Genomic DNA, 14,066 nt, shown 5'->3' on the forward strand with positions numbered 1-14,066 from the left:
ACGCCCGACCACACGGCAGCGTCAGGGACGACACATGGACCAGCGCACGCCGCCCGACCTCGTCCGCGACGCCGTCGCCGCCGCCCGCCGCGTCGCGGAGCGCGCCGCCGCGCGGGCCGACGGGCAGGACCGCGACGACGGCTTCCCGGCCGAGGACGTGGCCGACCTCGCCCAAATGGGTCTCCTCGCCGCCCCGGTGCCGGCGGCCGACGGCGGCGCCGGCCTCGGCGACGAGCCGGGGGCCGCCGACCTCGCCGAGACCTTGCGCCTCGTCGGCTTCGGCAGCCTGGCGCTCGGCCGGGTCTACGAGGGCCACGTCAACGCGCTCCAGCTCGTCGGCCGCTACGGCGACCCGGCGGCGCGGCGCGCCCTGTTCGCGGATGCGCGCGCGGGCCACCTGTTCGGAGTCTGGAACACCGAGGCCCCCGCGGACGGCCTCGTCCTCGGCGCGGATGGGCGCCTGACGGGGGGGAAGACCTTCGCCTCGGGGGCCGGCCACGTCACCCGCGCCCTGGTGACGGCGCGCCGGCCCGGGGAGACGGCGCCGCTGATGCTCGTCGTCGCCCTCGAGCCCGGGACCCGAGCCGATCTCTCGGCCTGGCATGCGCAGGGCATGCGGGCCTCGGCCACCGGCACCGTCGATCTCACCGGCCTGACGCCGCTCGCCCGCCTCGGCGGGCCGGACGACTACCACCAGCAGCCGCACTTCTCCGGCGGCGCCTGGCGCTTCGCGGCGGTGCAGCTCGGGGGCATCGAGGCGGTGTTCGAGGCCTGGCGCGGCCACCTCGCCCGGACCGGGCGCGGCGACGATCCCCACCAGCTCGCCCGCCTCGGCGAGGGCGCCATCGCCCTCGAGGGCGCGCGGCTGTTCGTGGCGCGGGCGGCCGGCCTCGTCGCCGAGGACGCCCTGCCGGCGGAGCGCATCGTCGCCTTCGTCAACCTGACCCGGCTCGCGGTCGAGCGGGCCGGGCTCGAGGTGCTGGGCCTCGCCCAGCGCTCGGTCGGCCTCCAGGGCTTCCTGCGCGGGCATCCGCTCGAACGGCTGTCGCGCGACCTCGCGACCTACCTGCGCCAGCCCGCCCCCGACCGGGCCCTCACCGGCGCCGCCGCGACGATCCTCGCCGCGAGCGAGCCGGTCGCGGCGCTCTGGCAGGAGCCGCGCTGATGCGGGCCGACGCGTTCCTCGCCGCCGCCGCGGCGCTGCCCGTGCGGGCCTTGCGCGAGATCGTGCCGGCGGGCGGGATCGTCGTGGTGGCGCCGCATCCCGACGACGAGAGCCTCGGCTGCGGCGGCCTCATCGCCGAGGCCCGCGCCCTCGGGGTCCCGCTCCGCCTCGTCGTGGTGAGCGACGGGGTCGGCTCGCACCCGAACTCGCCGAGCCACCCGCCCGAGCGCCTGCGCACCTTGCGCGAATCCGAGACCCTGGCGGCGGCGGCCCATCTCGGGCTCGCCGCGGAGCACGTGTCCTTCCTGGGCCTGCCGGACCGGTTCGTGCCGGATTCCGGCCCCGACGCCGAGGCGGCGGCGGAGGCGGTCGTCGACGCGGCCCGGGCCTGCGGGGCCGCCGCCCTGTTCGTGACCTGGGCGCACGACCCGCATTGCGACCACCGGGCGAGCGCGGCCATCGCAAGCCTCGCCCGGGATCGTCTCGGCGGCATCCGCCTCTACGCCTATCCGGTCTGGGGCTGGACGCTGCCGCCGGAGACCGACGTCGGCCCGCCGCCCCGGGGGGCGCGCCTCGCCGTCTCGCATCGTCGCGCCGCCAAGGCGGCGGCCGTCGCCGCCCACCGCTCGCAGACCACCGACCTCATCGCCGACGATCCGGAGGGCTTCCGCCTGGAACCGGCGATGATCGCCCGCTTCGTCGAAGGCCACGAGATCTTCATCGAGGTCGCACCCTGAGGACCATCGACGAGGAGGATCCGATGACCCGCCACACGACCTCGCTGCCGCCCGACTATTTCGACGCGCGCTACGCCGTCGATCCCGATCCCTGGAACTTCGCCGCCAGCCCCTACGAGCGCGACAAGTACGCCGCCACCCTCGACGCCCTGACCCGGCCGCGTTACGCCGCGGCGCTGGAGATCGGCTGCTCGATCGGGGTGCTGACCGCGTCGCTGGGCCCCCGCTGCGACGCCCTCCTCGCCCTCGACGTGGCCGAGGCCGCCCTCGCCCAGGCCCGCGCCCGCTGCCACGACCTCCCGGGCGTGCGCTTCATGCGTGCCCAGGTGCCGGGCGCGTGGCCGGAGGGACGCTTCGACCTGATCCTCCTGTCGGAGGTGGTCTACTACCTCGATGCCGGCGACGTCGCCGGCCTCGCCGCCCGCATCCGGGCCAGCCTCCTGCCCAGCGGCGACGTCGTCCTGGTGCATTGGACCGGCGAGACGCACTATCCGCTCACCGGCGACGAGGCCGCCGACCTGTTCATCCGCGAGACACGCGATCACCTCGCGGTCGACCGGCAGGTCCGGACCGGGGCGTACCGGTTGGACGTGTTGCGGGGACGGGAGGCGGTGTAGGCTCGTGGACCGCGCTCGGTTCGCGCGGTCCGAGGCCGGAGAAGGCGCATGTTCACCCACGTGATGATCGGCAGCAACGACCTCGCGCGGTCCAGGGCCTTCTACGACGCCACGTTCGCCGCACTGGGCGGCGAGCCCGGCGTCATGGATGCCAGGGGCCGGTTGATTTACGCCCATGCGGGCGGCCGGTTGATGATCACCCGCCCGATCGACGGCCAGCCGGCGACCCCGGCCAATGGCGGCACGATCGGGATCGCCGCGGCGAGCCGCGAGCAGGTCCTCGCCTGGCACGCGGCCGGCACGGCGCAGGGCGGCACCGCGATCGAGAGCCCGCCCACCGAGCGCCCGAACGGGTCCTTCGTCGCCTACCTTCGCGATCCGGACGGGAACAAGCTCACCGCGCGGACGGAGGCGACGCGGTAGCAGGCCCATCCTTCGGAGCCCGTTCGATGCGACCTCCGGAGGATCCCTTCCGGACCTCGGATCCCCGGCGCGCGCGGTCGAACCTCCGGCGCCCCACACTTGAGAGAAGCCGATCGCCGCATCGCGAGGCGATCGACCGGACATCGCATCAGAACGGTCCTCGAACGGCGTCGGCTACGGTGTCCGCGTGGACAGCACGTGCGCGACGATCGCGTTGGCATGGCCGTGCCCCATCCCGTGCTCGTCCTTCAGCATCGCGACCAGCTCCATGTGCTTTGCGGGCAGCCGGTCCCGCACCATCCGCTGCCATTCGCCGATGGAGCGTCCGTACTTCTTCTCGATGGACGGGAAATACGACGCCGGTCCCCTGACGGGTTCGGTCGACATGAGGCACCTCTCGCACGAACGGGCCGATGCCAGCTTCGCGGCAAACCGCGCAGGCTGCAACCTCTCCGGGTGAGACGGCGCGGCAGGTCTCCGGCGTCGGGCCTCACCCTGCGGGCACCCGCCGCGACGGCGTTCGCACCCGCCCCCCGCCGCCGAGCCCCCCTGTGAGCGGGACGCCGGCAGGAGGCGGGAGAGTTCGGCCGCGCCGAGACGGTGACAGATCCGAACCAATCGGCGCCGCCCTCATGGCGATGGTGGCGGTGCACGATCCGCCTGCCCATGCGGGACAGGCAGGCCTGTCCTTCGCGGCGACCCGGTCGGTGCAGACGAGGCGAGGCTCACGAGGCGCCCGTGAGCCGGAGGGACGTCCGGTCTTTCGCCTTACACCCACGCTCGGCCCTCGAAACTGGATCGCCGGCCGGATTCCGCAGCGTCGCCGCGCTCGTATTTGCTTGCCACGAACGCGCATGGGTCCCGACGTTTCTTAGATCAATCAGCTCCTCTCCACGCCAACGGGCCCCCGCTCCGTCGGACGGCGCCGATGACGATCCATGAACCATTCCTCGAAAGAGTGGCGGAGCTTGTCGCAGCTTATGCCGTTACATTCGATGGCGCCGATGAATGTGCGCAAACCACGTCGTGACGACGCGAAAACTGCCTGAGAATCGGCATGACCTATGCCGAAAGAGACGAAGCATTAATTCCAGCAATATAGTCCTATCCCGTATCGCAGCCGCGCCGAGCCGGCGTCCCCGCGGAGCCCCACCCGCCTGCCATGACCGCCCTCCTCTCCGCCGCCCTGCGCGTCACGCCGGATCCCGCGCCAGGATGCCCGCCCATCCGGGCGGACGGGCCGGACGCGACCGCGATGCAGCGTCTCGCCCGCGGCCTCGACGCCGTCCGGCACGGCGTCCTGCTGGTCGATTCCGACGGCCGCGTCGTCGCCTGCACCGCGCCGGCCCTCGCCCTGCTGCGGCGGCTCGGCCTCGGCGGCGCGCCCACCATGCGCCGGCTCCTGCGCCTCGCCCAGGCCGGCGCCGGCTCGGGCGCGCGGGAAACCGTCGCGCGGCTGCGCGGCGGGACCATCGTCGACGTCGCGCTCGGCGGCCACAGCGTCCAGGTCGAGATGCACCCGGTCCCGGGCGAGGGCATCGCCCTGGTGCTGGAGGATGTGAGCGCCCGCCGGGAGGCGGAGAGCCGCGCCCATGAGCTGGCCCGCCTCGACCCGCTCACCGGCCTGCCGAACCGCCTGGAGTTGCGCGAGCACCTCGACGCCGCGCTCTTGCGCCTGCAACGGTCGGGCGAAGGCTGCGCGGTGCTCCTCGTCGACCTCGACCGCTTCAAGCCGGTCAACGACACGCTCGGCCACCCGGTCGGCGATGCCCTGTTGCAGAAGGTGGCCGACCGCCTGCGCTCGATGGTCCGGGCCGGAGACACCGTGGCCCGGATCGGCGGCGACGAGTTCGTGGTGCTGCAGGCCGGCGTGTCCGAGCCCGGCGAGGCCCAGGCGCTGGCGCGCCGCGTCGTCGACCTCGTCGGCCGCACCTACATGATCGAGGGCCAGCTGCTCTCGATCGGGGCGAGCGTCGGCGTCGCCCTGGCACCGGCCGACGGCAGCGACGCCGATCGCCTTCTGAAGAACGCCGACCTCGCCCTCTACCGCGCCAAGCTCGACGGGCGCAGCACGTTCCGGTTCTTCGAGCCGGCGATGGATGCGCGGATGCAGGCGCGCCGGCGCCTGGAGCTCGACATGCGCCAGGCGCTCGCCCGGCGCGAGTTCCTGCTCCATTACCAGCCGCAGCTCAGCCTCGCCGACGATCGCCTGGTCGGCTGCGAGGCGCTGATCCGCTGGCGCCACCCGGAGCGCGGGCTGGTCTCGCCGCTCGACTTCATCCCGCTCGCCGAGGAGATCGGCCTGATCGTGCCGATCGGCGAGTGGGTGATCCGCCAGGCCTGCCGCGACGCCGCCTCCTGGCCGCGGCCGCTCTCGGTCGCCGTCAACGTCTCGCCGGCGCAGTTCAAGAGCGACCGTCTCGTCGAGACCATCGTGTCGGCGCTCAGCCTCGCCGGCCTGCCGGCGGCGCGGCTCGAGGTCGAGATCACCGAGGGCGTGCTGCTGCAGGAGAACGAGAAGACCCTGCACACCCTCCACCGCCTGCGGGATCTGGGCGTGCGGGTGTCGATGGACGATTTCGGCACCGGCTACTCGTCCCTGAGCTACCTGCGCGCCTTCCCGTTCGACAAGATCAAGATCGACCGCTCCTTCGTCACCGACATCTGCGCCCAGACGAATCCGGGGGCGAAGGCCGACGGCGAGGCGATCATCCGGGCGATCGCCGGCCTCGGCCGCAGCCTCGGCATGACCACGGTGGCGGAGGGCGTCGAGACGGAGGAGCAGCTGCACCGCATCCGCGCCGAGGGCTGCACCGACGTGCAGGGCTACCTGATCAGCAAGCCGCTCCCCGCCGACGACCTCCTGCGCCTCCTCGGCGCCTCCGCCACGCCCGCCTCCGGAGCCCGCCGATGAGCGACCTGTACCGCCTGGTCTATGCCAGCAAGAACCTGCTCCAGGGCCCCGACCACGCGGTCTCGGCGGCGTTGCGCCAGATCCTCGACGCCTCGCAGGCCAACAACCGCAAGGTCGGCGTCACCGGCGCGCTGATGTTCAACGGCGGCGCCTTCGCCCAGGTGCTGGAGGGCCCGCGCAAGGGCGTCGAGGACACGTTCGAGCGCATCCAGCGCGACGAGCGCCACGGCGACGTGACGGTGCTGCAATGCGGCCCGGTCGAGGCCCGCGGCTTCCCCGACTGGTCGATGGCCTTCGTCGGCCAGTCGGCCCGCGGCCAGGCGCTGTGGTGCGGGCTCGCCGCCGAGAGCGGCTTCGACCTCGCCCGCCTCGACGGCGACGGGGTGTTCGCGATGCTGCACGGCCTGGTGCTGGACGAGGAGGGCACCCCGCTCGCGGTGACCCCGGCCGCGGCGGCGCCGGTCCTGGTCGCCCCGGTGGAGACCGCTCCCGCACCCGCCGCGCCGGCCCCGGCCGAAATGGGGCGGCGGGAGGCCGCGTCGCGGGAGGTTCCTTCGCGGGAGGCTCCTTCGCGGGAGACCCTGGCGCCGGAGGCGGGATCCGCGGCGGTCGCGGTCCTGCGCACGGCGCTCGCCCGCGAGCGCGACCGGGCGCACGCCCTGTCGGCCGAGGTCGACGACCTCGCGGTCGCCCTGGCGGCCGGCCGCGACCAGCTCGACGCCCTGCGCGAAGAGCGCGACCACTGGGCCGAGCGGGCCCGGGTGCTCGCCGACCTGCTGTGCCGGGAGGCGCAGGAGATGCGCCGCACCGGGGAGGTGCCGCGGGACGTGCCGGGGCCCGCGCGATCGGTGGCCTGAAGGGCGCCGCGCAGCAGGATCGCAGGAGCCGGATCGCCGGAGCCGGATCGACCGGGCGTCACGCCGTCACCGGTACCCCGCCGCCTGCAGCTCGAACAGCTCGGCGTAGCGCCCGCCCCGGGCCACCAGCGCGGCGTGGGTCCCCTCCTCCAGGACCTGCCCGCCGGCGAGCACCACGATCCGGTCGGCCCGGCGCACGGTGGAGAAGCGGTGCGAGATGAGGAGCGCGGTGCGCCCCGCCGCGAGGTCGGCGAAGCGGCGGAACACCTCGGCCTCGGCGCCGGCATCGAGGGCCGCCGTCGGCTCGTCGAGGACGAGGACCGCCGCGTCGCGCCGGTAGGCCCGGGCGATCGCCACCTTCTGCCACTCGCCGCCCGACAACTCGACGCCGTCCTCGAAGCGCCGGCCGAGGCGCTGGTCGTACGCACCCGGCAGGCGCGCGATCACCGCATCGGCCAGCGCCCGTTGGGCCGCGAGCGCGATCCCGTCCCGGTCCTCCCGCGCCTCGATGCGGCCGACCGCGATGTTGTCGCCGGCGGTGAAGTCGAACCGCATGAAATCCTGGAAGATCACGCCGATCCGGGCGCGCAACGAGTCGAGGTCGTACTCGGCGAGATCGCGGCCATCGAGCAGGATCCGCCCCTCCGTCGGGGCGTAGAGGCGGGCGAGCAGCTTGACGATCGTGGTCTTGCCGGCGCCGTTCTCGCCGACGAGCGCCACCACCTCGCCGGCCCGGATGCGGAGGGACAGGTGGCGCACGGCCCAGCGCTCCTCGCCGGGATAGCGGTAGCCGACATCCTCGAACACGAACCCCTCGCGCAGGCGCTCCGGCACGGGACGGGCGCCGGGCTGCGAGCGGATGGTCGGCGCGATGGTGAAGAACGAGAACAGGTCGTCGAGATACTGCGCCTGGCCGAGCAGCTGCGAGGCGCCGAGCAGCAGCCCCTCGACGAGGCCGCGCAGGCGTAAGAAAGCGCCGCCCAGGAAGGTGAGGTCGCCCACCGTGAGCGTGCCGGCGAGCGCCTCCCCGGCGATGACCAGGTAGGCGGCATAGTAGGCGAGCGTGCCCAGCGTCGCGAAGGCGCCGCCGGCCAGCGCCCGGTGCCGGGCCAGCTCCCGGTTCTCGGCCAGCAGCCGGGCGGCGAGATCGCGAAACCGCTCGGCGAGGTGCGAGGCCAAGCCGAACAGCTTCACCTCCTTGGCGCTGTGCGCATCGGCGCCGAGATAGCGCAGGTAGTCGGTCTCGCGCCGGTCCGGGCTGCGGCGCCAGGCGAGGCGGTAGCCGCGGGCGTTGAAGTGCAGCTCGTTGAGGAAGGCCGGGATCAGGGCCAGCACCAGCAGCAGCACCAGCCCCGGCAGGATCGTGCCGACGGCGACCGCCAGCGTGAGCGCGGTGACGAGATCCTGGAGCTGGCCGAGCAGCTGGCCGATCAGGTTCGAGCGCCAGGCCACCTGGCGCCGGGCCCGCTCCAGCCGGTCCTGCACCGCGCTGTCCTCGAACTGCTCGAGGTCGAGGGAGGCGGCGTGGGTCATCAGGCGGAGGGTCGTGGCATTGCCGACCTTCTCCGCCAGCACCCCGTCGACATACGAGGTCGCCCGCCCGAGCAGGTCCGAGGCGATCGCGAGGGCGAGCTCGATGGCGACGAGGGCCGCGATGTGGTGCAGCCGCGGATCGGCGAGCCAGCCGGCCTCCGGCGGCGGCCCGCCCCGTCCCGCCACCACGGCATCGACCACCAGCTTGGCGATGTAGAGCATCAGGGCCGGCAACCCGGCGCGCATGAGCCGCAAGGCCAGGCTGGCGGCGGTGAGCCCCGGATCGGCCGCGACGGCGAGGCGGAACAGGGCGGGCAGGTGGCGCAACGGGCCGAGCCGGGCGATGGCGCGGCGGCGGAGGGAGGGGCGGTCGTCGGAGGGGGCGTCCATACGGGCGGATATAGGCGCACCGGCCGCGCTTTCGCCGGCGGTGGACGCCTTCGCCTTCCCCGGCCAGCGCGCGCCTCGACGCCTTCAGTGCCGATGGGAACTTCACCGTCCGCCCCGCGTCGACTCAGCCAGAGCTTCACGAAGGACGCACACCATGTCGGCCCGCTTCCTCGCCCCCCTTCTCGCCCTCGGGCTGCTGGCCCCCCTCCCCGCCCTCGCGCAAACCCCGCCGAGCGAGACCGGCACCGGCGGCGGGCCGGCCTCGACGATCCGGGCGCCGAACACCAGCGCCGTCGGCCAGACCGTGCCGAAGCCCGGCAGCCTCGGGCCCGACGAGACCGGCACGGTCACGTCGCGCAACCGCCAGGAGGAGCGGCGCGAGGACCAGATCATGAAGGGCATCTGCATCGGCTGCTCGAAGTAGCGGCGAGTGCGGGCCTGATCTGCATCCAGGGACTTGCAGCGGGCGGGGTCGCGGCGGCATGACGCCGAGGAGCCTCCCTTAGAAGAGTTCCGATGCCCGCCTATCGCTCCCGCACCACCACCCACGGCCGCAACATGGCCGGCGCCCGCGGCCTGTGGCGCGCCACCGGCATGAAGGATGCCGATTTCGGCAAGCCGATCATCGCGGTGGTGAACTCGTTCACGCAGTTCGTGCCCGGCCACGTCCACCTGAAGGACCTCGGCCAGCTCGTGGCGCGGGAGATCGAGGCGGCGGGCGGCGTCGCCAAGGAGTTCAACACCATCGCGGTCGATGACGGCATCGCGATGGGCCATGACGGCATGCTCTACTCGCTGCCGTCCCGCGACCTGATCGCCGATTCGGTCGAGTACATGGTCAACGCGCATTGCGCCGACGCCATGGTGTGCATCTCGAACTGCGACAAGATCACCCCCGGCATGCTGATGGCGGCGCTCCGCCTCAACATCCCGGTGGTGTTCGTCTCCGGCGGGCCGATGGAGGCCGGCAAGGTCCACCTCTCGACCGGCATCAAGAAGGTCGACCTCGTCGACGCGATGATCGCCGCCGCCGACGACCGCGTCACCGACGAGGACGTGCAGGTGATCGAGCGCTCGGCCTGCCCGACCTGCGGCTCGTGCTCGGGCATGTTCACCGCCAACTCGATGAACTGCCTCACCGAGGCGCTGGGTCTCTCGCTGCCCGGCAACGGCTCGGTCCTGGCGACCCACGCCGACCGCAAGCGCCTGTTCGTCGAGGCCGGCCACCTGATCGTCGACCTCGCCCGGCGCCACTACGAGCAGGACGACTTTTCCGTGCTGCCGCGCGCGATCGCCTCGATGACGGCGTTCGAGAACGCCATGACCCTCGACATCGCCATGGGCGGCTCGACCAACACGGTGCTGCACCTGCTCGCCGCCGCCTATGAGGGCGAGGTGCCCTTCACCATGGCCGATATCGACCGGCTGTCGCGCCGGGTGCCGGTCCTGTGCAAGGTCGCGCCGGCCGTCGCCAACGTCCACATGGAGGACGTGCACCGCGCCGGCGGCATCATGGCGATCCTCGGCGAGCTCGACCGGGCCGGCCTGATCGACACGCAAGTCGGCAACGTCGCCGCCGGCACCCTCAAGGACGCGCTGGCGCGCTGGGACGTCGCCCGCACCACCAGCGAGAGCGTGCGCGAGTTCTACCGCGCGGCGCCCGGCGGCGTGCCGACCCAGGTCGCGTTCAGCCAGGCCTCGCGCTTCGACGACCTCGACCTCGACCGCGAGGGCGGGGTGGTGCGCGATGCCGCCCACGCCTACTCGCAGGATGGCGGCCTTGCGGTGCTGTACGGCAACCTGGCGGAAGACGGCTGCATCGTGAAGACCGCCGGTGTGGATGCCAGCATCCTGACCTTCTCGGGCCCGGCCCACGTCTTCGAGAGCCAGGACGCGGCGGTGGACGGCATCCTGGGCGGCAAGGTCAAGGCCGGCGAGGTGGTGCTGATCCGCTACGAGGGCCCCCGCGGCGGCCCCGGCATGCAGGAGATGCTGTATCCGACGAGCTACCTGAAGTCGAAGGGCCTCGGCAAAGCCTGCGCGCTGGTCACCGACGGGCGCTTCTCCGGCGGCTCCTCGGGACTGTCGATCGGCCACGTCTCGCCGGAAGCGGCCGAGGGCGGGCTCATCGGCCTCGTCGAGCAGGGCGACCGGATCGAGATCGACATCCCGAACCGCCGCATCCACCTCGCGGTCGATCCGGCCGAGATCGAGAGCCGCCGCGCCGCGCAAGCCGCCAAGGGCTGGCAGCCCGCCGCCCCGAGGAAGCGCAAGGTGAGCGCGGCGCTCCGGGCCTTCGCCAGCATGACCACCAGCGCCGCCCACGGGGCCGTGCGGAAGATCTAAACCGATGGGGATCGTGCGGCTGACGCCTCCGGAAGCCCGCCGGGTCGCCCTGGCGGCGCAAGGGTTTCACGCCGCACGCCCTCCCACGGCCGGTCCCCGGCACCTCGCCGCCACGATCGACCGGCTCGGCCTGCACCAGATCGACAGCGTCAACGTCCTGGTGCGGGCGCATTACCTGCCGGCCTTCTCCCGGCTCGGCGCCTACGACATCGCCCTCCTCGACCGCCGCGCCTGGGGCCCCCGGCGCGACCGGCGGCTGTTCGAGTACTGGGCGCACGAATGCTCGCTCCTGCCGCTCGCCCTCCACCCGCTGCTGCGCTGGCGCATGGCCCGGGCCGACCGGGGGCAGGCCGGCTATACCGGGATGCGGATCTTCGCGACCGAGCGCCGGGCCGAGGCGATGGCGTTGCTCGCGCGCCTGCGCGACGAGGGCCCGCTCTCGGCCTCCGACATCCAGACCGGCCGGGCCGGCTGGTGGGAGTGGAGCGAGCCGAAGCGCATGCTCGAATGGCTGTTCTACGCCGGCCACGTCACCACCGCGACGCGTCGGCGCAGCTTCGAACGGGTCTACGACCTCCCCGAGCGGGTGATCCCGCCGGACATTTTCTCTCTGCCCGACGTGCCGGAGGCGGAGGCGCAGGCCCGGTTGGTGGACCTCTCCGCCCGGGCCCTCGGGATCGCCACGGCGTCGGAACTCCGCGACTATTTCCGCCTCGGGCCCGCCGACGCCGCCGTGGCCATCGCCCGGCTGGTCGAGGAGGGCACCCTGCTCCCGGCCGAGGTGCCCGGCTGGCCCCCCGCCTACCTCCACCGCGATGCCAAGATCCCCCGCCGCGTCTCGGCCCAAGCCTTGCTCGCCCCCTTCGACCCCCTGGTCTGGGAGCGCACCCGCACCGAGCGCCTGTTCGGCTTCCGCTACCGCATCGAGATCTACACCCCGGCGGCGCAGCGGCAGTACGGGTATTACGTGCTGCCGTTCCTGTTCGGGGAGGAGTTGGTGGGGCGGGTGGATTTGAAGGCAGATCGGGCGGGGTCGCGGCTCATCGTCCACGCAGTTCATTGGGAGCCGGGAGTGGCGCAGGGGGCGATGGAGGCGTTGGGAGTGGAGTTGAGTGTTTTGGCGGGGTGGTTAGACTTGGATGAATTGAATATTACTGCATCATTTATCGACAAAATCAAGGCCTGAAGTCGCATATATTATTTTAAGCGATTTAAATATAATATATTATTAGATATTTTTCTGGCGACCATATAATCGATGTCTGACAAAATAACACGTAATAATTAAATGTGAAGATATTTTATAATCTCTTATTTCATTATTATTTATTATATGACTAGGTGATTGCATTGAATTTTACTATTGCATTCCCAATTAGCAATATTTTTATATATTTGGCTATCGATTCATCTCGGCCATGCTCTGAAACATGAGATGTTCTCGATCCGAGCGCGTCCAACTCGATCATTCCTTTTTTTCATGTACAAATTGTGATATGAAACATCATGAACTGAGTAATTTTTAATGGGCGAGTGATGATTAAGGTGCTTCGTTTCACTAATTTTAAATCATGGTCAAGCGCAAATATTGAATGCGGAGGTATCACTGGCCTTTTTGGAACAAATTCCTCTGGAAAGACTAGCATATTACAGTTTTTATTACTGCTAAAACAGACAAAAGATGCGACAGACAGAGCAGTAGCGCTAGATTTGAATGGAGATTACGTCAAACTTGGAACAATTAGGGATGTAATTCATAATCACGAAGATTTTTCTGAAATAAAATGGCGAATTAAATTTGAACTTCCTAACGAGCTCAGCCTTCAAAATCCAAGCGGTGGCATAATCAGCCGCAATCGCTTTCTTTCACTGCGTGCTCGGGTAGCTGTCCAGTCTATGGCTACACGCTCACGTGATCTGTCGTATAGGCTTGGGCGCGCCCGCTTTAGTCTAGTTGGGCGAAGCACGGACGAACGCAGCTTCGATCTGCGTGCAGTATCGACCGACGACAATCAAGACTTGGATTTTAGTTTTGTTCGCACAAAAGGTAGACCGTGGCAGCTGCCCCCGCCGATCAAGTCGTACGCATTTCCTGATCAGGCAAGAACTTATTATCAAAATGCTAGTTTTCTTTCTGATCTAGAGGCTACGTACGAAGCCGAAATCGACAAGATTTTTTACTTAGGACCTCTGCGTGAGTATCCGCAGCGCGATTATCTGTGGGCTCGGTCCCGACCTTCCGATGTCGGACAACGTGGCGAAAAAACAGTAGACGCAATTTTAGCTGCTACTGACGCCGGAGAGATGCGAAATCTGCGACCCAAGGCGCGCAGACTGCCATTCCAACAAATTATAGCCCATTGGCTGCGCGAAATGGGTCTTATCGACACCTTCAATGTGGTCGAACTTGCTGAGGGCTCTAACCGTTGGCAGGCTAAAGTACGCACTAGAGCCGGCGGGAGTGAAGTACTGCTAACCGACGTTGGTTTTGGCGTGTCTCAGGTTTTGCCAGTCGTTACATTACTTCAATATGTTCCAGAAGGCTCCACAGTCATACTTGAACAGCCAGAAATTCATCTCCATCCACTTGCGCAGGCCGGATTGGCCGACGTAATAATTCAAGCGGCAGTTCATAGAAATATCCAGATTATATTAGAGAGTCATTCTGAGCACTTGCTGCTTAGGCTTCAGCGCCGTATTGCGGAACAAGCAATAACATCACAAAATATAAAGTTGTATTTTTGTGACGCCCCTAAGGGAGAGTCGATCTTGACGCCGTTGAATGTAGATCTTTATGGTAATATTTTGAACTGGCCAGATCGCTTCATGGGCGATGCGTTTGCTGAAACAGCCAAGGCAGAACTGGCAAGATTGTCTAGGATGCAAAACGCGAAATGACTGAATGGATAGTCGATACGAATGTTCCTATAGTTGCGAACGGGAAAGTAGAGGCCGATGAGAATCGGCCACCGAGCCTCGCTTGCAGGAAAGCCGCTGTAACTTTCCTTTTGCAGCTCGTTACAAGCGACAGGGTCGTACTAGACCAAGAAGGGGCAATTCAAGCGGAATATAGAGCACATCTGC

Annotated in this window: 12 protein-coding genes; 10 read left to right on the forward strand and 2 right to left on the reverse strand. The window is 69.1% G+C overall.

Translation table 11 applies throughout. The annotated features are described in order from the left end of the window. Positions 1–34: 34 nt before the first annotated feature. Genes FF100_RS00330 through FF100_RS00345 form a run of 4 tightly spaced genes read left to right on the forward strand, consistent with a single transcriptional unit; the run spans position 35 to position 2,942 of the window. On the forward strand, positions 35–1,165 hold the full coding sequence (locus FF100_RS00330; protein ID WP_139033583.1) for an acyl-CoA dehydrogenase family protein: 1,131 nt from the start codon (positions 35–37) through the stop codon (positions 1,163–1,165). After that, positions 1,165–1,902, forward strand: a complete 738-nt coding sequence (locus FF100_RS00335; protein ID WP_139033584.1) for a PIG-L deacetylase family protein — start codon at positions 1,165–1,167, stop codon at positions 1,900–1,902. The genes FF100_RS00330 and FF100_RS00335 overlap by 1 nt, the downstream gene beginning before the upstream one ends. 23 nt (positions 1,903–1,925) lie before the next feature. Continuing rightward, entirely contained in the window at positions 1,926–2,519 is a 594-nt protein-coding gene (locus tag FF100_RS00340) for an SAM-dependent methyltransferase (RefSeq protein WP_139033585.1), read from the forward strand. A 48-nt stretch (positions 2,520–2,567) separates the two neighbouring features. Beyond that, on the forward strand, positions 2,568–2,942 hold the full coding sequence (locus tag FF100_RS00345) for a VOC family protein (RefSeq protein WP_139033586.1): 375 nt from the start codon (positions 2,568–2,570) through the stop codon (positions 2,940–2,942). Positions 2,943–3,116: 174 nt separating this feature from the next. Here the strand turns inward: FF100_RS00345 and FF100_RS00350 are convergent, their stop codons facing one another. Further along, positions 3,117–3,329: a DUF4287 domain-containing protein gene (locus tag FF100_RS00350; RefSeq protein WP_139033587.1), complete on the reverse strand. Its 213-nt coding sequence runs from the start codon at positions 3,327–3,329 to the stop codon at positions 3,117–3,119. A gap of 775 nt (positions 3,330–4,104) precedes the next feature. Here FF100_RS00350 and FF100_RS00355 point away from each other — a divergent pair. Beyond that, positions 4,105–5,856 carry a putative bifunctional diguanylate cyclase/phosphodiesterase gene (locus FF100_RS00355; protein ID WP_246101852.1) on the forward strand — a complete coding sequence of 584 codons (1,752 nt, stop codon included), beginning with the start codon at positions 4,105–4,107 and terminating at the stop codon, positions 5,854–5,856. Then, the gene (locus FF100_RS38270; protein ID WP_139033588.1) at positions 5,853–6,713 is read left to right on the forward strand and encodes a BLUF domain-containing protein; all 861 of its coding nucleotides are present in this window, start codon (positions 5,853–5,855) and stop codon (positions 6,711–6,713) included. The genes FF100_RS00355 and FF100_RS38270 overlap by 4 nt, the downstream gene beginning before the upstream one ends. Positions 6,714–6,779: 66 nt before the next feature. Here the strand turns inward: FF100_RS38270 and FF100_RS00365 are convergent, their stop codons facing one another. Further along, positions 6,780–8,636: an ABC transporter ATP-binding protein gene (locus tag FF100_RS00365; protein ID WP_139033589.1), complete on the reverse strand. Its 1,857-nt coding sequence runs from the start codon at positions 8,634–8,636 to the stop codon at positions 6,780–6,782. Positions 8,637–8,790: 154 nt separating this feature from the next. Here FF100_RS00365 and FF100_RS00370 point away from each other — a divergent pair, with 154 nt between their 5' ends. The 4 genes from FF100_RS00370 to FF100_RS00385 all read left to right on the forward strand — a co-directional run bounded on the left by FF100_RS00370 (position 8,791) and on the right by FF100_RS00385 (position 13,880). Beyond that, positions 8,791–9,060, forward strand: a complete 270-nt coding sequence (locus FF100_RS00370) for a hypothetical protein (RefSeq protein WP_139033590.1) — start codon at positions 8,791–8,793, stop codon at positions 9,058–9,060. Positions 9,061–9,152: 92 nt separating this feature from the next. Further along, positions 9,153–10,982, forward strand: coding sequence for a dihydroxy-acid dehydratase (ilvD, locus tag FF100_RS00375; RefSeq protein ID WP_139033591.1), 1,830 nt, complete (start codon positions 9,153–9,155; stop codon positions 10,980–10,982). 4 nt (positions 10,983–10,986) lie between these two features. Then, on the forward strand, positions 10,987–12,168 hold the full coding sequence (locus FF100_RS00380; protein WP_139033592.1) for a winged helix-turn-helix domain-containing protein: 1,182 nt from the start codon (positions 10,987–10,989) through the stop codon (positions 12,166–12,168). 359 nt (positions 12,169–12,527) lie between these two features. After that, positions 12,528–13,880 carry an AAA family ATPase gene (locus FF100_RS00385; RefSeq protein WP_171069997.1) on the forward strand — a complete coding sequence of 451 codons (1,353 nt, stop codon included), beginning with the start codon at positions 12,528–12,530 and terminating at the stop codon, positions 13,878–13,880. The last annotated feature ends 186 nt before the right edge of the window (positions 13,881–14,066 follow it).

This window comes from Methylobacterium terricola, assembly GCF_006151805.1.
GTDB classification, from domain to species: domain Bacteria; phylum Pseudomonadota; class Alphaproteobacteria; order Rhizobiales; family Beijerinckiaceae; genus Methylobacterium; species Methylobacterium terricola.